This is a genomic window from Spiroplasma floricola 23-6 (genome assembly GCF_002813555.1).
In the GTDB taxonomy this organism is placed as follows: domain Bacteria; phylum Bacillota_I; class Bacilli_A; order Mycoplasmatales; family Mycoplasmataceae; genus Spiroplasma_A; species Spiroplasma_A floricola.
The window spans coordinates 844786-866522 of record NZ_CP025057.1 but is presented as its reverse complement, the minus strand read 5'-3'; the positions used below and the strand labels follow the sequence as shown (position 1 = coordinate 866522).

The window sequence follows — 21737 nt, the reverse complement described above, 5'->3', positions numbered from 1 at the left end:
ATTATGGAGGAATAACATGAAAAAATTATTAGGATTATTAGGAGCAGTTGGATTAGTTGCAACTACAAGTGCAACAGTTGTTGCTTGTGGACAAAAAGTGGAAACTGTTAGTTTAACTGCAACTAAATTATCAGCAGAAACTGTTGTTAAATCAAAAAAAATTACAGCTGATGGAACAATTACTTTTAAATTAGCAGAAAAATCAGTTTTAACTGTAACAGTTAAAGAAAAATCACAAAAAGCTGGAGAAGTTACTATTATAGTTTCAACAACAGCAGATAAATTAACAGATAAAGAAGTTAAAGAAACTGTTGATGTTATGCATAAAGCAAAAGATGCATCAAAATCAACTAAAGCAACAGAACCAGAAAAAGTTGCATCAGTTGAAGTTAAAATTGGTAAAAAAGCTGATGCACCAGCAAAAGTTAAATTAGATTCAGTTGATTTAAGTTCATTTAAAGCAACAAATGATACATCAGATACTCAAGTTATTGATGCATTAAAAGCAGTTAAAGGACTTGAAAAAATAAGTGCAAGTGATATTAAATTTACTAAAACACCTGCTACTACATCAGCAGAAGGATCAATTAAAATTGATGCAAGCTCAGATTCAACAATTGTTGAAGGTTCAAAAACTTTAGTAATTGCTAAATTAGCACTAGTTGATTTAGCAACTGTTGATTTAGGTTCATTTAAAGCAACAAATGATACAACAAATGACCAAGTTATTACTGCTTTAAAAGCAGTTAAAGGACTTGAAAAAATAAGTACAAGTGATGTTACAATTACTAAAACACCTGCTACTGCATCAGCAGAAGGATCAATTAAAATTGATGCAATATCAACTTCAACAATAGTTAAAGGTACAAAAACTTTAGTAATTGCTAAATTATAAGCAAAAAAAGAACTTTAGTTGCATAAGGTAATTAAAAAGTTACTATTAATTTAAAATAAAAAAATAATAAGCTGAAATTTTTGAAGAAAAATAGATGAGTATATTCATATTTTTAGAAAAATTTATTTTATTAAAAAACCGTATTATATATTAAAAAACGGTTTTTTTTTTTTTTTTTAAACTGAAAATTATTTTATCTAACTAAAATATTTTTCTGGTTTTAGGTTGTTCATTAAATAGGACATTTTAAATTTATAATTATATCAAGCTTGAATGTGTTAGTCGGGATACTTCAATTATGGAGGAATAACATGAAAAAATTATTAGGATTATTAGGAGCAGTTGGATTAGTTGCAACTACAAGTGCAACAGTTGTTGCTTGTGGACAAAAAGTGGAAACTGTTAGTTTAACTGCAACTAAATTATCAGCAGAAACTGTTGTTAAATCAAAAAAAATTACAGCTGATGGAACAATTACTTTTAAATTAGCGGAAAAATCAGTTTTAACTGTAAAGGTTAAAGAAAAATCACAAAAAGCTGGAGAAGTTACTATTATAATTTCAACAACAGCAGATAAATTAACAGATAAAGAAGTTAAAGAAACAATTGATGTTATGCATAAAGCAAAAGATGCATCAAAATCAAAATCAACTAAAGCAGCAGAACCAGTAAAAGTTGCATCAGTTGAAGTTAAAATTGGTAAAAAAGGGGCTTCAACAGCAAAAGTTAAATTAGATACAGTTGACTTAAGTTCATTTAAAGCAACAAATGATACAACAGATGCTCAAGTTATTGATGCATTAAAAGCAGTTAAAGGACTTGACAAATTAACATCATCAGATATTACAATTACTAAAACAAAAGCTACTACATCAGCAACAGGATCAATTAAAATTGATGCAAAATCAACTTCAACAATCGTTGAAGGTACAAAAACTTTAGTAATTGATAAATTAGAGGCACCAGCTGAATTAGTTGATTTATCAACTGTTAACTTAGGTTCATTTAAAGCAACAAATGATACAACAGATGCTCAAGTTATTGATGCATTAAAAGCAGTTAAAGGACTTGAAAAATTAACAACATCAGATGTTACAATTACTAAAACAAAAGCTACTACATCAGCAGCAGGATCAATTAAAATTGATGCAAAATCAGATTCAAAAATTGTTAAAGGTACAAAAACTTTAGAAATTGCTAAATTAGAGGCACCAGCTACACTAGTTGATTTATCAACTGTTAACTTAGGTTCATTTAAAGCAACAAATGATACAACAGATGCTCAAATTGTTGATGCATTAAAAGCAGTTAAAGGACTTGAAAAATTAACAGCAGATGATGTTTCAATTACTAAAACAAAAGCTACAAAAGAGGCAACAGGATCAATTAAAATTGATGCAAGCTTAGATTCAAAAATCGTTAAAGGTGCAAAAACTTTAACAATTGATAAATTAAGTGCATAAAATATAATTATTAAAATTAATAATAAAAATAAAATCTCTACTTTTTAAAATAGAGATTTTTTTAATTTTATTTAAAAATTACATTTTTATTAATTACAAACTCATATGCAGGAAGTTTAAATTCATTTTCATTTACTTTATAAATTGCATATTCATTTTTCTTACTTTTTCTTAAACTAATTGAGAGATTATCTTTTGTCTTAGCAAAATTTGGCTCTTCTTTATTTAACTTATCTTCTTTAATTAATCTTTCAATTTCTTTTCTAGTGTTATAAAAAACTAATTGAGAATTTTTTATATCTTGTTCACTTAGATTAAATAGTTTAAAGTTTAGAATTTTGTTAGTACTCTTTTCAATCATAATTACTAAATAATTTTTCAATATTATATCTTGATAAAAAGTACTATCTTCAAATTCATCATTCATTATTTCAAAAGGATCTAATTCATAGTTAGTAGTAATTTGTTCTTGTAAATTACTGTTTTGAGTTAACTTATGTGTTAGCTTGAAATTTGTAATTTTTAAAAAGTCATATAATTCAGAGTTATTTTCTTTTAAAAAGTTTTCAAATGCCATTTGATGTTTTTGATTAGCTTTTGATTGAGTATAATTGGAAATATCTGTTCCAATTATACTTGTCATATATTCTTGAATTTGCTCGTTTTTAAATTCAACAATATCTTTGATTTCTCTTTCTTCAAAAATTTCATTAATATATTCAACTTTATTTTTGTGTCTTGAAATAATTTCTTTTAAAAAGTTAGTATTAAATGAATAACTTCTAAATCTTGCAAGTACATTTGAATAGGGTTGTTTTTTTAAATCAATTCTACTTTGACTTCTAGTTGAAGCAGAAAGAATCTTTGTAAATCCTTCATTCAATTCTTCTGCTTTTCCTTTTTTTACTTTCTCTTGAATAGCAAGTCAATCGTTTACTATTAAATAAAATTCTTTTTGTGTTGATATATCTATTATAAAAGCATCATGAATTTTAAAATCTAAAAAATCTTTTTCATAATCATGAACATAGGTTATGATTAAAAGCAATTGATTTCTATTTATAAATTTAGAGTCTTTAAATGTTTCATTAACTATTTCATCATAGTAAATATCGTTTAAAAGTAATCGTTCTTTTACTATTAATTCATCATACTTGTTTCTTTTTAAAGCCACTGGTTTTAATTCTAATTGAAGATCTTCAAAAGTATATTCTACTTTACTTAATAAAGGTATATTAAATATTGCTTGTTGAAGAAAGTGTTTTACTTTATCTTTATTGTCAAAATATCTTATTTTATCAATATTATTATTTGCAAGTTCTCTTAAAGTTTTTCCTATAGCTTTTTTAGCTGTTTCATATATTTCTAGTAAATCTTGTTTATATTGTTTGTCATCCATGTTAATTAAGTTTCCTTTATACCTATTGATTATAAAGTAAATTACAGTATTATAATCTATTTCAAAAAAAATTTTTTCAAATTTATTTAAGTCAACTGTAGTTATAAGTTTAAACCTTTTATAAGTTTATAAAAATATTATTAAAGTATAAAAACTCTTTTATGTTTTTAGTTTTAGTTGATATTAGGAATAAGATATAAGTGTAAAAAAGCTTTTACTATTTGGTTGGTTGGGTGGGAATGTTGAAAGACCTTTCTTATTATTTTTGAGTAATTATTTATAGCTTTCACTTATTAATAGTTATTATTTTTCTTTCATTAAAACTTTCAAGATAATATTAAAGATATCGTTTTTTAAATAATTAAAAAAATTATGATTTTTAATATAAGGAAATGAAATATTAATTGATTTATTTCATTTCCTTATATTTGTGAATGGGGGTCTTTATTGTGAAAAAACTTGATTCTGCCATTAGAATTTATGGTTTAGTTCTAGGTGTAATTTTATCTTTAGTTTTAATAAATAATTTTTTCTTATTAGTTATCTTTTCTCTTACTGAAAAAGGCAGAGAAAAGATAAATATATTTTTTAGCACAAGTTATCATCTGATTATTCCTTTCAGCATTTTAACTATTTTAGTTTATATATTTAGTTTTTTTCTATTTTTTAGAATTACTTATCTAAAAGAAAAATCTTATACAAAAACATTATTTATTTTTACTTGTCTAAGTTTTGTCTTGTGTTATTTTTTATTATATTTACCATTGTGAATTATGTTAATGATAAGACAGATAAATATAATTAAAAGTAAAACTGAAATTGATAAAAGTGAGCAAATGGGTGTTATACCAAATCTTTAAAAAAGATTTGAAATTTTAAAAAAATATAGTTTATGTTTTTAAAGTTAATTAAATATATTAACTTTTTTTTATTTTTCTTAACTTTTCAATTATTGAAATACCAATATTTTTGTAAGTATCTGTTCTTATCCTCATAAGAGGAATACCTTCTACTTTTAAAGCTTTATCTTTTAGATTATCTCTTCATATTTGTTTTTTACTATTGTGATAAGTTAGACCATCTACTTCAATTGCAAGAACAGGTTCGTGACTAAATTTATCATATATTAAGAAATCTATATGTGCTCAGTGATGACTCAAAAAAGCTTTTTCTCTTTCATTAAAAGTTTGATTTTTAATAGCATTTGGAATAATATGACTTAATTTTTTAAATAAAGTTATGTCTAAATTATTGAATTCCTCTAATGCAATAATCTTTTCAAGAACTGTATGAATTATTATTTCTGTTGGTTCTTTTGAACCTTGTTTATGAGTTTCATTGTAACTTTTAATGAAATTTATTAGTTTTTTATTATATTCTTTTGATAGAATATAAAATTCAGTATTCTTTTTATAGATCTTTTTACTTTTAGGAAAATTATATTCAATATAATTTATTAAGTCTTTAATATCATTGTCAGGACCTTCTTTAACAGAGTTAGAATATGCTAATATAAATTTGCTTTTTGCTCTTGAAACTGCAACATTTATTAATTGAGGATTACAAACAAAATCATCTTTTCCACTTATTTTTTGTTTTGTAACTGCAAATAAAATTGTATCTTTTTCTTGGCCCTGAAAAGCATGAATTGTATTTGCAACAATTTTGTTATTTGCTAAATTTTTTATAAATAAGTTTGCTTGAGCTCTAAAAGGGCTAATAAGGCCAATATCTTTAATATTATTTTCTATTATATATTGTTTAATATTTGCAAGTTCTTTTTTACTAGTTTTTCAATTATCAGTATCGTTGTAATAAAGTGATTCACCAATAATTGATTCAAAAGGACTTTCTTGATTCTTTGCTTCACTCATAATTATAAGTTGATTTTGATAATACTTTTGATTACAAAAATCAATAATTGCTGGATGGCATCTATAGTGTTCTCTAAGCAATTGATTGGGAACAGTATTTTTATAAATCTCTATAAAAGCTTTTAAAATATTATTTTTTCAAAAAGTATAACCTTTTTCAACAGGAGCTACATTTTTTTTAAAGTATTGTTCATAAATTGGAGAATCAACTTGAGGAAGTTGTTTTAAATCTCCTACAATTACAATATTTTTTGCACATGCCATAGCAGCAACACTTGCAAGCATATCTGTTTGAGAAGCTTCATCAATTATTAAATAATCAAAAAGTAAAGTAGGGGGTTTTGCATTAATAATTGAAAAAATAGTACTCAATATTATTGGTCTTTGATTAAATATTTGCTTCATTTTTTGTTCATTTTTGTAAAAGTTTTCTGCATTTAAATCTATTGTTAAATTAGTTAAATAATTGTTGTATATATGTTTATAGAGTATTTCTTTTGATAACAATATCAAATTATTTAATTGCTCTTTATCTAAACTTTCAAGCTCTTTTTCATCATTTTCGATAGAAATTCTAGTTTCTATATTTTTTCTAGATAAAACAAAGAAATATAATTCTGATATATAATCGCTTTTAAAAAACTTTCTTGGTAACTTATATTTTAATTTACTTATAAATTTAAATAGAAATGATAATTTATCTTTTTTATAAGTCTTTATTTGAAGATAAAATTTATTAATCTTTTCTAAGGGAAGATTTAATAAATTTCTATTTTCTTTATATTTTAAAACTATTTTGCTTTCATATAATTGCTTTTCTTTTTCAATTTTTTTAATAAGATTTTTATTGTTAAAAATTGACTCTTTTAAATTTTGAACTCTTTGAATATCTTTTATTATTTGATTTGCTTTATATAATTGTTCTTTATAATTTTGATTATTTTTAAAGAATGATGATTTTTCAAACTCTTCTTTTCAATTTTTTCTAAATCTTTCAAATTCTTCTTTATTTTCTTGGCTAAAGTATTTTTTATTTTTTTCAAAAGATCCTAAAAAAGAGGTTAAAAAAGAGATGTTTTCAAGTTTTTCTTCATTTTGATTATCAACATTTATATTAGGATTTAATTTATTAAAAACATTCTCAATTGCTGAATTATTATTTGATACAACAGCAACAGTTTGATTTTTTAATAAAATATTTGAAATTATATTCAATATAGTTTGTGTTTTTCCAGTACCTGGAGGGCCTTGAATTATTGAAATATTTGATTTAAAAACATTTTCTACTGCTCTTTTTTGACTATTATTAATTCCAAAAGGATATATTAATTTTCTTTCTTCTTTATCAAGATTTTTTTTAAACTCTCCGTGCATAAAATAATATAAAACTGATTCTTTATTTATATTTTTATAATCATTTTTATAATTAAAATCAAAAAAATACATTATGCTATTGTAAACACTTTTCATATTTTCTTTTATGTTGCTATTTGAAGATTTATCAAATTGATCTTCTCATTCAATTTTTTTTGTATTTTTTTTATCTAATTCTTGTAAATCTTTTAAAAGTTTTATTCAGTAGTTAAAATTTTCTTTTGCCTTATTCATAATAGATCCTTTAAATATTTATTAATATTATATATTCAATGTATGAAAATTAACTATATGTAGAAAAGTTATTTAATTGTTCTTAACTTTTATAGGAATAAAGTTAATTTTGGACTAGACTATATGAGGTTTTTTTGATAATATATAAGTGTATAAAAAGGGGAAAATAATTAGGAAAACATTTTTTTGTTTTCTAATTTTTAAATTGTTATGGGCTTAATTTTATAAAAAGCTTATTATAGCTTCTTTTATACTAATAGCTAGGAGCTAAGAGTATGAAAAAAAATCTATAAGTATTTTTACAATGTTTAAAATTGATTTAAAGTTAATATTTTTTGACAAAGCATCAGCAATAATAGCATTTATAGCTCTTGTACTTACAGCTTTATTTAGTCTAACTTTATTTATATTAAAAGATACAGGTCAATTTGTAATTTATTATAATTATTATTTTCTATTTATTAGTGGAATTATTTGAATAATACTAATTATGAGATTAGTTTTTTTATTTATGTATTCTAAAATTGAAGATAAAACCATTTATATTATTTCAACTCAATCAATATCAAGAAGTAGATTATTTATTGTACAAAACGTGACTTTATTTTTATATGCAACATTTACAATTTTAATTAACTTTTTAATAATAAATGGTTTTGCTTTGATGTCAAAATTAGATGATAAAGTAATTTTGAGAATAACAGTAGTGCACATGCTTTATTTATTACTTATAACTTATGCATTAATTAGCTTTTTTTCTCTTTTAAGTATTTGTTTTAAAAATCAAATTACAACAATTATTGTTACACTTATTTTATCTTTAAGTTTTATTGCAAGCTTACCTTATCAATTTATTGTATCTTCTGAAAAAAATAAAAATTTATATTTCACATCTTCAACAGGAAATAGTTATGTTGAAAAAATTGATGAAATTTATAAAACTTTTGATTTTCAACAAAGAGTTACAAATAAGAAAATCAAATATAAATACTTATCAAATTATTTAAATGACTTTTTTATAACTAATAAATTTTCAAAAAACAACAGTGATTGAACTAGTACAGAAACTTTAAACTCTCGCTATACTTTTTGAGACTCTCTAAAAATTATTGATACTTCAGAGCAAAAGATTGAAGCACAAAATTTGTATATTTCAAAACTGCCAGTAAATTGAAAAGATAATTGTGAAGGAACAGAAGAAAATGCTTGTATTAAATTAGGATCTGTAGTAAATCTTTCAATTTCTAAACACACTCGATTTATTTCTCTTGAAGAGTTAAATAGTTTAGTAGATACTGAAACTGACAGTCAAAGAAAATTGATATTAACTGATTTGTATAATTTTGCAAATTACTTATCAGGACACTATGCAACTTCGCAAGAATTTCAAAATCAATATTATAAATTATATGGAAATCTATTAGATATTAAAACAGGAACACTTTCTCTTGCTGACAATGAAGATGTAAAAATAGATTTCTCAAGTTCTTATTTAATTGACAGTTATAAATTACATTTTGTTGATGGTATTAACTCAATTGGATTTATTAGAGACTCGAATGCAAAAAAATTATATAATGAAGTCTTATATAATCCTTTATATATTGCAATTAGAGTTTTAGAAGAGTATTTTATTAATTACACTTCAAATTATATAAATCTAACAACTTATACTTTAGATACTTCAAGAAGTGAGTGATTAGAATATCAAAAAGCGCGAAATATATATAATATAGCATTTTATTTAAATCCAGTAGCAAATATGTTTTCAACTTATACTTACTATTCTGGAGAAGCATCAGAATCTAATTGATTTTCTATTAATAATGATTCATATATTGATTTAGCATGACAACAAAATTTATTTTTAAGCTATCCAAGCTATATGTTTAATTTAGATGATCAAAACATAATTAAATCAGACACTTATAATAATTTTATAAAACCATATTATTTTGCAATAATTCAATTAGTTATTGCAGTTATAAATAATGTAATTTGTTTAAATATCTATAAGAAAAAGGACTTTGTATAATGGAAAAAATAGTTATAAATTTTCAAAATTTCGAAAAGAAATTCAAAAGAACAAAAATTGGACCAATTGATTTACAAATAAATGAAGGAAATATTACTGCTTTGTGTGGAAGAAGTGGTAGTGGAAAATCTGTTATTTTAAATTCAATAATAGGGGCAATTAAAAAATATAAGGGAAATATTTTCTTTGCTGATGAAAATCGAAGAAAACGCAAGTCTTATTTACAAAACTCATTATTTGGTTTTTATACACAAATGGATTTTTCTTTATATGATATTTCAGCATATAGTTTTTTGAAATTAATTTGTTTATCATTTAACATTGAAAAAGACAAAATAAAAGAAGAAATTGAATATTGAATGACTTATTTTGGTCTTTGAGAGGATAGAGATAAAAAAGTTAAAAATTTTTCATGGGGAATGAAGAATAGAATGAACTTAATTATGTGCTTTATTAAAAGAACAGAGATCATAATTTTAGATGAACCTGGAGCTAATTTAGATTCTTATTGAAGAAATAAGATTAAAAATTTATTAAAAGATTATAAAAAAGAAGGTAAAACAGTTATCATAAGTGCTCACAATATTGATGAAATATGAGATATTATTGATGATTATGTAATTTTAGGTGATGGTTTAAAAATTTTTCAAGGTTCTAATCAAGAGTTAAATATTTATAATAAATACAAACTATTTTTAGATAAGAAATTTGATGTTGATAAATTTAAAGAATTTTTAAAACAAAAAAATATTAAAAGCTTTAAATACAATGATGATGAAAATTCAATTGTATTTGCAACTAATTCACTGAAAGAAATTAACTGAGTTTTCTTATACTTTATTGGTTTGGCAAATCCTATTTTAAATCTTATAAAATTGCCTATAAATATGGAATCTATCAATAAGGCAATTGAAGATAATAAAGTAAAAAAATAGGGCTTAAAAAACTCTATAACTTAAAAGTTTATTTTAGAGTAAAATTATATTAGTAATAATAAATAAAGGAGAAATAATTATGAAAAAACTATTAATGTTATTTTCTATATCAGCAATTGTTACAGGTACATCATCATCAATAGTTGCTTGTGGTACAAAACCAGATCCAGGTGGAAAAGATATAAATCAAAACTTATTAAATAAATTAAAAAAAGATGCAAATCAAAAATTTGACAATCATTTTATTAAAAATAGTATTCCATTTATAAGCAATTTTGAAAATGCGAATAAAAAATATGCTTTTTTCAATGAAACTAATCTAGGAAGTTTATTTGAAAATTCTAGTCAAACAGAATTAAATTTAAAAACAAATAACTTAAAAAATCTAGAGGGCTTAAAAAGTGATCTACAAAATTCTGTCAATTTAAGTGATTTAGAAACGTCTATAAATTCTTTGAAAAAAAGTGATGAAAATAATTATTCTGTATTTCTTTCAAATGTGGCAAATGTTTATGCAGGTTATGATTTCGGATCAGATTTTTTAATACAAAAAAGTAGTGATGAATCTGGAAGTATAACATATTCAGGAGAATTCTAGGTTAATTTTAAATGACAGTATTATACAAATTCAATTAATACAGATATTTATACTTATAATGCAAATTTTGTTATATCAAAAGATGGTGATTTAATCATTGACATTAATAAAATAAAGGATATGGGTAAATATCTTTTTAATAATGAAAGTTAATTAATTCACTTAACTGATACAAAATTAGGCATTGATTCTAAAAGAAGTTGAAAGGATGTTTCACAAAATGTTTCAAGCTATTTTAGAAAAACAAGTTCTGATGGAAAACTTGAAAATGTGGATGTATTTTTAAACGAAATATTAAATCTTAATGTAGGAAGTAAAGACCTTACATTTGAGTATGAAAAGAATACTTTAGTTGATGATTTTAAAGTAGTCAATGAGTTTAAATATACTAACTCTGGTGCATATCTTTCTGGAACAGAGTTAGAAAAATTTAATGATTTAGTATTTAAAGTTAAAAAAACTGATAGTAATTGAAAGGATTTCTTTAATTTAGAATCAAACAAAAATTCTTATATAAGTTTTGAAAATTCACTTACTGATTTTTCAAAATTATGACAAATTGAAGAGAGTACAAGAACTATCAATGATTATTTAAAAGGAATTTATTCTTTTGGTCAATTTAGATTAAATGATTTAAAAATACGTTATAAAAAAATGAGTCCAATAAGTTTGGGCCAAATTATAATTCCATATACATATAAAACTTCATATACTACAATTAGTTCAAATGATATTGTCAATACAAGTGGTAAAGCAAAAGAATATTTAAATGCATTGTTAAATGAATTTCGTAATCAAACTGCAATAAAAGCTACAGATTCACAAGTACTAAGAAATACCTTAGCATTTACAGCCTCTGTAAAAACTCCTTTATGATTAAGTTTAGATTTAAATTTTGGAGGAGGATATTATAATAGTTTTAATTATAAAGATTATAATGAAGAATTAAAAAAACTACTTGTATATAATGAAAACAATATCTTGAAAGTAAATGGAAATAATAGTAGTTTTGTATATAAAATTAAAATAGAGTCAGCCCTTTATGTTTCTGATAATACTACTGAAAAAACAGTAGAAGTTAATTTAGGTTATTTTAAATATAAATTTTCTCATAAAGGGGCTATATTTTCTGCAGATGCAAGTTAAGTAAAAATATAAGTATAATTAGTAGATATAATTCAAATTATTTTTATTGAAAATATTTATTTTCAAAAATTTAAAATTAATAATAGTTTAAATTTTCTTTTATGAAAGAGATTATTGAACTAATTAAATATAAAAAAGAACAGCTTATTTTAGCTGTTTTTTTATTGAAAAAATATAAAACTCTTACAGATATTTTAATTAGAGTTAATGAAAAGATAAAATGATTTTACTAAATTAAAAATATTTTTTTTTTTTTTTTATATAAAATTATACTAAGAATTAATTCTAAAAGGAGATAATAATAAAAATGAAAAAGCTTTTAATGTTGTTGTCTATTTCTATAGTTGTTACAAGTACAACATCATCAATAGTGGCATGTGGTACAAAACCTAATTCAAATAATTCAGAAGTTGATCAGGACTTATTGAGAATGTTAAAAAATGATGCAAATCTAAGATTTGATAATCACTTTATTAAAAATAATACTCCATTTGTAGATACTTTTGAAAACTCAAAGAAATTTTCTTTTTTTAAAAAAGAAAATTTAGAAGCTTTATATACAAATCCCAATGATGGAGAAATGACATTACCAATAAATTCATTACAGAATTTGGATAATTTAAGAAGTGATATGCAAAACTTTGTTAATCTAAAAGATTTAGAAGATGATATAAATTCTTTAAAAAAAGATGAAAAAAATAACTATTCTGTTTTTCTTTCAAATGTAAATAATGTTTATGTAGGTTATGATTTTGGTCAAGATTTTACAATTAAAAAACAAACTCAATCTTCTAACGGTAAAACTACATACTCAGGAGATTTTGAAGTTAACTTCAAATGACAGTATTACACACAATCTATTAATACAGATACTTATAAATATAAGGCAAACTTTGTTATTTCAGATGATGAAGAGTTAATTGCAAATATTTCTGGAATAGCTGATGTAGGTAAAAAATTATTTAATGATGCAACTTCATTAATTCATTTTAAAAATAGTGATTTAAAAATTAAAGATAATGAAAGTTGAAAAGATGTTTCTCAAGAAATCTCAAGACATTATAAAGTAATTGATAATATTGATGCACTTTTAGATGAAATAAAAGAGTATACAAATAATACTAAATTTAAAATTACATATGATCCAAAAAACTTATTAGATGAATTAACAATAGCTAATGAATTTAAATACACTAATTCAAATTCATATCTTTCTGGAAAAGAGTTAGAGACATTTAATAATTTAATATTTAAAGCTGATTTAACAGCAGATAATTGAAAAGAATTCTTTAATTTAAATTCAAATAAAGAATCATACATAAATTTTGAAAACTCAGTATCAGAAGCTAAGAAAATATGAAAAGATCCACAATTAGATAGTAAAAATATTAATGAATATTTAAAAGGAATTTATTCTTTTGGTCAATTTAAATTAAATAATTTGCAAATAAGTTATCAAGATGGTCAACCTATCAATTTAGGTCCAGTAATAATTCCATTTACATATAAATCTTCATATACTACAATTAGTTCAAATGATATTGACAATACAAGTATTAAAGCAAAAGAATATCTAACAAATTTAATAAGTGAATTTCATAAACAAACTAAGTTAGTGAAACCAACAGATTCAAAATTGCCAGACAACTCTCTTGGAATGACTAGTACAACTAAAAATAGCTTATTATGAGAGGGAGTAAATTTAAATTTTGGAAGTAATAAATATACACAATTCTATTACAATGATTACAATGAAACCTTAAAAAAAATAGTTATAAATGGTGAGAATAATATTTTAAAATTTGAGGGAAGTAAGAATAGTTATGTATATAAATTTGATCCAAACTACATAATTTCAGATAGTACTACTACAAAAAATGCTTGAGTTAATTTAGGTTATTTTAAATATAAATTTTCTCATAAAGGTGCTATATTTTACGCAAAGGTTTAATAATTAAAAATGAAAAAAAAATCTATAAGCATTTTTACAATGTTTAAGATTGATTTCAAATTAATCTTTTTTGATAAGGCTTCAGGAATAATAGCTTTCATATCATTGGTTTTGTCAGTTTTGTTTGGTTTTACTTTTTTATTAATAAAAAATATAGGTCAATTTGTGATTTATTATAATTATTACTTTTTATTTATTAGTGGAATTATTTGAATCATACTAATTATGAGACTTGTCTTTTTATTTATGTATTCTAAAATTGAAGATAAAACCATCTATATTATTTCAACTCAGTCAATATCAAGAAGCAAAATATTTTTAGTGCAAACATCAACTTTATTTTTATATGTTGTGTTTGCTATTTTAATGAACTTTTCAATAATAAATATTTTTGCTTTAATATTTGGTTGAGAAGATAAAGTGATTATTAATATGACTTTAGTACATATGATTTACTTATTTTTTATAAGCTATGCATTGATTAATTTCTTTTCGCTTTTAAGTATTTGTTTCAAAAATCAAATTACAACAATCATTATTACACTTATTTTATCTTTGAGCTTTATAGCAAGCTTACCTTATCAATTTATAATCTCTTCTGAGAAAAATAGAAATTTATATTTTACATCAACATTAGGAAATACTTATGTTGAAAAAATTGATGAAATTTATAAAGCTTTTGATTTTCAACAAAGAGTTACAAACAAGAAAATAAAATATAAGCATTTATCAAATTATTTAAATAACTTTTTTATATCTAACAAATTTTCAAAAGAAAGTACACAGTGAACTAGTCAAACAACTTTAAACTCTCGATTTAATTTCTGGGATTCTTTGGGTGTAATTAATACTTCAAAATGAACTATCAAAGGAAACAATTTGACAGTTTCAAAATTGCCAACCAATTGAGGAGATACTTGCCAACCCTCAGAACAAAAAAAATGTATTCAATTAGGTGATAGTGTAAATCTATCTATTTTTCAAAACAGTAGATTTATTTCTATGGATAATATGAAAACTTTAATAAGTGCACAAACTGACAGTGAGAAAAAACTAATCTTAACTGATTTATATGATTTTACAAACTCTTTATTAAATTATTATTCAAACTCAAAAAGCTTTCAAAAACAATACTACAAATTATATGGAGATTTATTAAACTTTGAAACAGGAGAAATCTCATTAGTATCTGATCCTAGTGTTAAAGCAGACTTTTCAAAAGCTTATTTAATTGACAGTTATAAATTACATTTTGTTGATGGAATTAATTCAGTAGGATTTATCAGAGATTCTAATGCCAATGAACTGTATAATGACATTTTATATGATCCTTTATATATTGCAATTAGAGTTTTAGAAGAATATTTTATAAACTATACTTCCAGTTATGTAAATTTAACTAACTATACTCTAGACACTTCAAGATCAGAGTGATGAGAATACAAAAGAGCTAGAGATATATATAACATTGCTTTTTATCTAAACCCACTGGCAAATATGTTTTCAGTTTATACTAGATATGCAGGAGAGTCATGAGAAGATAATTGATTTGCAATTAACAGTGACTCATATATTGATTTAACATGACAGAAAAATTTATTTTTAAGTTACTCATCATATATTTTTAAATTAGATGAAAATAATAAAATTAAACCTGACACTTACAACAATTTTGTAGAACCTTATTATTTTTTAATAGTTCATCTAACTATTGCAATTATAAATAACATAATTTGTTTGAATATTTATAAGAAAAAGGATTTTGTATAATGGAAACAACAGTTATTAATTTTCAAGATTTTAAAAAGAAATTTAAAAAAACTCAAATAGGTCCTATTGATTTGGAAATCAAAGCAGGAAAAATTACTGCTTTGTGTGGAAGAAGTGGTAGTGGAAAATCTGTTATTTTAAATTCAATAATAGGGGCAATTAAAAAATACAAAGGAAACATATTCTTTAACAGTGTAAATAGAAGAAAGCGTCGTTCATACTTACAAAATTCATTATTTGGTTTTTATACTCAAATGGATTTTTCTCTTTATGATATTTCAGCATATAGTTTTTTAAAGTTAATTTGCTTATCATTTAATATTGAAAAAAATAAAATAAAAGAAGAGATTGAATATTGAATGACTTATTTTGGTCTTTGAGAAGAAAGAAATAAAAAAGTTAAAAATTTTTCATGGGGAATGAAAAATAGAATGAACTTAATTATGTGTTTTATTAAAAGAGCAGAGATTATAATTTTAGATGAACCTGGAGCTAATTTAGATTCTTATTGAAGAAATAAAATTAAAAACTTATTAAAAGAGCATAAAAAAATGGGAAAAACTGTTATTATTACAGCTCACAATATTGATGAAATATGAGATATTATCGATGATTATATAATCTTAGAAGAAGGTCAAAAAATCTTTCAAGGTTCTCAAAAAGAATTAAATATTTATAATAAGTACAAGTTATTTTTAGATAAGAAATTTAGTGTTGAGAAATTTAAAGACTTCTTAAAAGAAAAAAATATTAAAAGCTTTAGATATAATGAGGATGAAAACTCTATTGTTTTTGCAACAAACTCATTAAAAGAAATAAATTGAATCTTCTTATACTTTATTGGATTGGCAAATCCAATATTAAATCTTGTAAAGTTACCAATAAATATGGAGTCAATTAATAAAGCTATTGAAGATAATCAAAATAATAAAACAAAAATTAAAAGTTAAAGAGTTTTATTTACTTTAAAATTTTTTAGTGTAGTATTATACTAATCAAAAAAAGGGGGTAAAAAAATGAAAAGACTTTTAATGCTGTTCTCTATTTGTGCAATTATAACAGGTACATCATCATCGATAGTTGCTTGTGGTACAAAATCAATTACAGATATCTATGAAGTAGATCAAGATTTATTAAAAATGTTAAAAAATGAAGCGAATTTAAAATATGACAGTCATTTCATTAAAAATAACATCCCATTTGTACAAACTTTTGATAAAGCAGATGAACTTTATGAATTTTTCAATAGTACTAACTTGGCTAATTTATATACAAATTCACAAGATGGAGAAATAAAAATATCAATAAACTCCTTAGCAAATTTAGATAGCTTTAATAAAGATTTACAAAAGCATCTTAATTTAGAGGATCTAAAAACTGATATAAACTCTTTAAAAAATAGTGATAAAAATAATTATTCTATATTTCTTTCAAAAGTGAATAGTGTTTATGCAAATTATGAATTTGGACCAGACTTTATAATTAGAAGACAAATAATTGATGATAACATAACATATACAGGAAATTTTGAAGTTAATTTTAAGTGACAATATTATACAGAGTCAGTTAATACAGAAACTTACAATTATAAAGGAAGTTTTATTATTTCAGAAGATAAAGAATTAATTCCTCATATTACTGAAATAGCTAATGTTGGTAAAAAGTTTTTTAATGATGAAACTTCATTAATTCATTTTAATAATAAAAAATTAGATATTGACAAAGATTTAAGTTGAAAAAATGTTTCTCAAAATATTTTAAAATATTTCAAACTGAGCAAAATGTTAACTCATTTTTTGAAGAAATAAAAAAATATAGTGAGAATACTAAATTTAATTTGCAATCAAGTAATGCTACTTTAATAGAAAATTTAAAAGTAGCAAATGAGTTTAAATATACTAACTCTGGTGCATATCTATCTGGTGAGGAACTTGAAATCTTTAATAATTTAGTATTTAAAGCTAATTTAGAAACTGATAATTGAACTAAATTCTTTGATTTAAATTCAAATAAAGAATCATATATAAGTTTTGAAAACTCAGTTTCAGAATTTGCAAAACTATGAGAAGATCAAAGTTCAAATAGTCAAAATATTAATGAGTACTTAAAAGGAATTTATTCTTTTGGTCACTTTACTTTAAATAATTTGCAATTAGTATATAAAGATAATCAACCTATTAATTTGGCTCCAGTTGTAATTCCATTTACATATAAATCTCAATACACTACAGTTAGTTCTGATAAAATAGGGGAAACGAGTGTAAGTGCAAAAAAATACTTAACTACTTTATTAGAAAAATTTCACAATGTAACCAAAATTGCAAAATCTACAGATTCAAATTGACCAGACAAAGCTTTGGCATATACTAGTACAGTTAAAGATACTTATATATGAGAAGAACTAAATTTGAATTTTACAAATAGTAGGTATAATACTTTTAATTATAATGATTATAATGAATCTTTAAAAAAAGTAGTTATAAATAATGAAAATGATATATTGAAAATTCAAGAATATAGTTCTAATAGCTATGTATATAAAACAAACTCCAATTATCTAATTTCTGATGCAAGTACTGCAAAAGATGTTTTAGTTAATTTGGGTTATTTTAAATATAAATTTTCTCATAAAGGTGCTTTGTTTTTTTCAAAAGTATAATGGAAAAAATATAAATTAAATATATAAAAAAGTAATTTTTATTACTTTTTTATTTTCTCAAAAATTGCTATAAGTAAAAGCTTAATTAACTTTTTTATCTTTCTAAAACACTTTTATTATGATAAGATTTAGGTAGGTAAAACTAAAGGGGAAATAAGGGTATGAAAAAACTTTTAATATTGTTTTCTGCTTGTGCTATTACAACAAGTTCAACATTATCAATAGTTGCTTGTGGTGAAGAACCAGTTACAGAAATTAAAGATGATAAAGATAAAGATATAGATAAAGAATTATTAGAAAATTTAAAAAGAGATATAAGTTCAGTATTTCAAAATCATTTTATTCAATATAAAAATGCCTTTGTAAATGATTTTACAAATGACTATAAATTTTTTAGTAAAAATAATTTAAAAAGTTTATTTGAAGGAAAAGAAGATAAAGAATTGAATTTATCAATAAGCTCTTTAAATAATGTAGATCAATTAAAAAATGATTTACAAAATTTTGTTAATTTAAATAATCTTGAGAATAATTTAAATCTTTTAAAAACAAATACGATTAATAATTATTCAATATTTCTTTCAAAAGTACAAAATGTGTATGCCAATTATTATCTTGGAAAAGAAATAACTATTAAAAAACAAAATGTAGAAGATAAAATAGTATATACAGGAGAATTTGAAGTTAATTTTAACTGACAATACTTTTTACAATCAATTAATACAGAAGTTTATACTTATAAAGTAACTTTTAATCTTTTTGAAAATAAAGAATACATTAAAGAAGTAATTAATATAACTGATGTGGGAAAAAAATTATTTAATCAAAAAGAATTAACAATTCATTTTAGTGATACAAAACTAGGAGTTAATCCTTACTCAAGTTGAAAAGATGTTTCTCAAGATATTGCAAACTATTTTGACCCAAAAAAGAATGAACAAAATATTAATGATTTTATGAAAGAAATAGAAGAAAATTCAATAGAGAGTAATGGAAATGATAAAGCTGAAATTATTTTTGAAGGTACAAATTTTTTAGACAATTTAGTAATAGAAAAAGAATTTCAAACAGATTCTAATAATTTAAATTATGCACAAGCTAATGTAATTAACAATATATTGTTTAGAGCCAATTTAGAAGATAACTGATAAGATAAGTTCTTCAATCTACAACTATATCAAGATTTGTATAAAGACTTTGAAAAAGAAGTTATATTTTTGAAAAGAAAATGAAAATATGATAGTAATACTAATGAAGAAGAAATCTCAAAATACTTAGAAGGAGTTTATTCTTTTGGTCAATTTACTTTAAGTAATTTAAAAGTAAAATATGCTGGAAGTGAACCTATCAGTTTAGGAACAGTAATGATACCATTTACATATAAATCTCAATATACTACAGTTAGTTCAAATAACATATCTAAAACAAGTGTTAAAGCAAAAGAGTACTTAACTCACTTAGCACAAGAATTTCACAATTTGGCTGAAATAGTAAAAATTGATGATTCAACAGCACTAAGTCATGATAATGCATTAGGTCAAACAAAAACAACTGTAAAAAATCCTCTTTGAGATGGTCTTGAATTGCCAACTTCAAGTTCTAGTTACTATACAACATTTAAATGGAAAGATTATAATGAATCTTTAAAGAAAATGACTATCAATAATCAAAATAATATTTTACAATTTAATTTTGGTATAAGTGATACTGTAAGTAGAACTACTAAATCCTATTATATGATTTCAAATACTACAACTTATAAACAATTGAGAGTAAATTTAGGTTTTTTTAGATACTATTTTGGTTTTACAGGAGCATTATTTTATTGTAACTTTTAATAATTTAAAAATACATTTGTAATAAAAAGAGCAATTTAAAATTGCTCTTTTTATTTTTTAACTTTTCTTTAACAATATATTTCTTTATAATAAATTTATACTGATAATAAAAAAATTATCTTAATAACAGGGAGATAAAAAATGTTAAAAAACTTTAAAGGCTATGAACAATTTGAAATAAATACTAAAGTAACAGAATTTGTAAATAAAGAAAAATTTACTTTAATGTATTTACAAGAAACTGTATTTTTTCCAGAATCTGCAGGACAAACAGGAGATCTAGGGGTAATTGAATTTAATAATAACAGCTATAAAATATTGGGTCTTGCAATAAGTGAAGATAAAGTAGTGCATAAAACTGAATTAATAAAAGATATTCAAGTAGGATCAGAAGTTGTTGCAAAAATTGATTTAAAACACAGAGAACTTGTAAGTCAAAACCACAGTGCAGCTCATTTATTATTTGATACAATAAGAGAACTGTTTCCAACAAGTTTAGGAAAAGGTTATTTTAATGATGAAAATGGTTTAAGAATTGATATGCAACTTGATGAAAAAGTGGATTGAGATTTAATTTTTAAATTAAATCAAATAGTTATTAAAAAAACAAAATCGGGAGCATATAAAGAAGAAATTATTGTTGATGCACAAACTGCAAAAAATGAATATAATCTTGCTATAGAATTTAATGAAAAAGAATTAGAAGGAGATTTAAGAATTGTAAAATTCAAAAACATCTCCATTCAACTGTGTAGTGGAACTCATGTAAGGAACTTACTTGAAATACCTAATTTTTTAATTTATGATTTTGAATCAAAAGGAAGTAATATTTACAGATTTTATGCAAGAACAAATCCAAAATTTTTAGAACAAGAATATGATAAGTTTAGAAAAAATGAACTTCCAGAAGTTATTCATATATCTGAAAAATACTCATCACTTAAATTTAAGTATGGGGAAGATAAAAATGTTGAAAAAGCAAGAGATGCCATTTTAACAATTACAAAAGAATTTTTACTTCCAAAGTGAGATGTATATATAAAATTTAAAATTATTACAACAAATTTAAGAAAAGCAATGAATGAATATTTAATTCATGTTGATGCAAAGAAAAAAGATTTCTTATTTAATAAATATAAAAATATAGAACCAACTGTGTTTGGAGATAATAAAATATTTGTAATAAACGAAAATAATTTGGAGAACAAAGATTATAATTTTATTTGTGAAACTGTTTTAAAAAATAATAAAAATTCATATGTAGAAATAATTGATCAAGGTGCAAAAATGTTTTTCTGTAAATCTAATTGCTCTATTAATGCTTTTGAAAGAATGGATACACATGATTCATTAGTAATTAAAGGTGGAGGAAATGAAAAAACTGCACAAGGAAAAATCTTAGAAAGATCAAAAATTAAAAATTAATTACTAAAAAAATAGTTAGAGAACTTTACAATACTGTAAAGTTTTTTTAATTTTCCTTACTTGTAAAGAAAAAAGAGTTTTTATAACATTATTAACTATTATAAAAATGAAGACTAAAGAGTTAGTGTTCGAAAGGAGAAA

17 protein-coding genes are annotated in these 21737 nt (G+C 22.6%); 15 read left to right on the top strand and 2 right to left on the bottom strand.

Annotated features, from left to right (window positions below; translation table 4 throughout):
* Window positions 1–16: 16 nt before the first annotated feature.
* Window positions 17–895, top strand: a complete 879-nt coding sequence (locus SFLOR_RS06010) for a lipoprotein (RefSeq protein ID WP_211282845.1) — start codon at window positions 17–19, stop codon at window positions 893–895.
* Between the two features lie 311 nt (window positions 896–1206).
* Entirely contained in the window at window positions 1207–2358 is a 1152-nt protein-coding gene (locus SFLOR_RS06005; protein ID WP_100916760.1) for a lipoprotein, read from the top strand.
* Between the two features lie 67 nt (window positions 2359–2425).
* Here the strand turns inward: SFLOR_RS06005 and SFLOR_RS03805 are convergent, their stop codons facing one another.
* On the bottom strand, window positions 2426–3757 hold the full coding sequence (locus SFLOR_RS03805; protein ID WP_100916759.1) for a MutH/Sau3AI family endonuclease: 1332 nt from the start codon (window positions 3755–3757) through the stop codon (window positions 2426–2428).
* A gap of 449 nt (window positions 3758–4206) precedes the next feature.
* Here SFLOR_RS03805 and SFLOR_RS03800 point away from each other — a divergent pair, with 449 nt between their 5' ends.
* Entirely contained in the window at window positions 4207–4617 is a 411-nt protein-coding gene (locus SFLOR_RS03800) for a hypothetical protein (protein ID WP_100916758.1), read from the top strand.
* Window positions 4618–4674: 57 nt separating this feature from the next.
* Here SFLOR_RS03800 and SFLOR_RS06000 read toward each other — a convergent pair whose 3' ends face one another.
* Window positions 4675–7239 (bottom strand): AAA domain-containing protein, encoded by a 2565-nt coding sequence (locus SFLOR_RS06000; protein WP_211282844.1) that lies wholly within the window; start codon window positions 7237–7239, stop codon window positions 4675–4677.
* A 304-nt stretch (window positions 7240–7543) separates the two neighbouring features.
* Between SFLOR_RS06000 and SFLOR_RS03780 the strand changes: the two genes are divergently transcribed.
* From SFLOR_RS03780 to SFLOR_RS03725, 12 genes are all read left to right on the top strand, one after another.
* On the top strand, window positions 7544–9274 hold the full coding sequence (locus tag SFLOR_RS03780; RefSeq protein ID WP_100916757.1) for an ABC transporter permease: 1731 nt from the start codon (window positions 7544–7546) through the stop codon (window positions 9272–9274).
* Entirely contained in the window at window positions 9274–10209 is a 936-nt protein-coding gene (locus SFLOR_RS03775; protein WP_100916756.1) for an ATP-binding cassette domain-containing protein, read from the top strand. The genes SFLOR_RS03780 and SFLOR_RS03775 overlap by 1 nt, the downstream gene beginning before the upstream one ends.
* Window positions 10210–10288: 79 nt before the next feature.
* Window positions 10289–10807: a hypothetical protein gene (locus tag SFLOR_RS03770; RefSeq protein ID WP_100916755.1), complete on the top strand. Its 519-nt coding sequence runs from the start codon at window positions 10289–10291 to the stop codon at window positions 10805–10807.
* 270 nt (window positions 10808–11077) lie between these two features.
* Entirely contained in the window at window positions 11078–11953 is an 876-nt protein-coding gene (locus SFLOR_RS03765) for a hypothetical protein (protein WP_100916754.1), read from the top strand.
* Between the two features lie 307 nt (window positions 11954–12260).
* Window positions 12261–13904: a hypothetical protein gene (locus SFLOR_RS03760; protein ID WP_100916753.1), complete on the top strand. Its 1644-nt coding sequence runs from the start codon at window positions 12261–12263 to the stop codon at window positions 13902–13904.
* Between the two features lie 9 nt (window positions 13905–13913).
* Window positions 13914–15674: a hypothetical protein gene (locus SFLOR_RS03755; RefSeq protein ID WP_100916752.1), complete on the top strand. Its 1761-nt coding sequence runs from the start codon at window positions 13914–13916 to the stop codon at window positions 15672–15674.
* Window positions 15674–16624, top strand: coding sequence for an ATP-binding cassette domain-containing protein (locus tag SFLOR_RS03750; RefSeq protein ID WP_100916751.1), 951 nt, complete (start codon window positions 15674–15676; stop codon window positions 16622–16624). The genes SFLOR_RS03755 and SFLOR_RS03750 overlap by 1 nt, the downstream gene beginning before the upstream one ends.
* Before the next feature lie 66 nt (window positions 16625–16690).
* Entirely contained in the window at window positions 16691–17482 is a 792-nt protein-coding gene (locus tag SFLOR_RS03745) for a hypothetical protein (RefSeq protein ID WP_100916750.1), read from the top strand.
* 29 nt (window positions 17483–17511) lie between these two features.
* The gene (locus SFLOR_RS03740; RefSeq protein ID WP_157806948.1) at window positions 17512–18333 is read left to right on the top strand and encodes a hypothetical protein; all 822 of its coding nucleotides are present in this window, start codon (window positions 17512–17514) and stop codon (window positions 18331–18333) included.
* Window positions 18334–18494: 161 nt separating this feature from the next.
* Window positions 18495–19484: a hypothetical protein gene (locus tag SFLOR_RS03735; RefSeq protein ID WP_100916748.1), complete on the top strand. Its 990-nt coding sequence runs from the start codon at window positions 18495–18497 to the stop codon at window positions 19482–19484.
* A 66-nt stretch (window positions 19485–19550) separates the two neighbouring features.
* Window positions 19551–20171, top strand: coding sequence for a hypothetical protein (locus SFLOR_RS03730; protein WP_100916747.1), 621 nt, complete (start codon window positions 19551–19553; stop codon window positions 20169–20171).
* A gap of 141 nt (window positions 20172–20312) precedes the next feature.
* Window positions 20313–21596 (top strand): alanine--tRNA ligase-related protein, encoded by a 1284-nt coding sequence (locus SFLOR_RS03725; RefSeq protein ID WP_100916746.1) that lies wholly within the window; start codon window positions 20313–20315, stop codon window positions 21594–21596.
* Window positions 21597–21737: the final 141 nt, after the last annotated feature.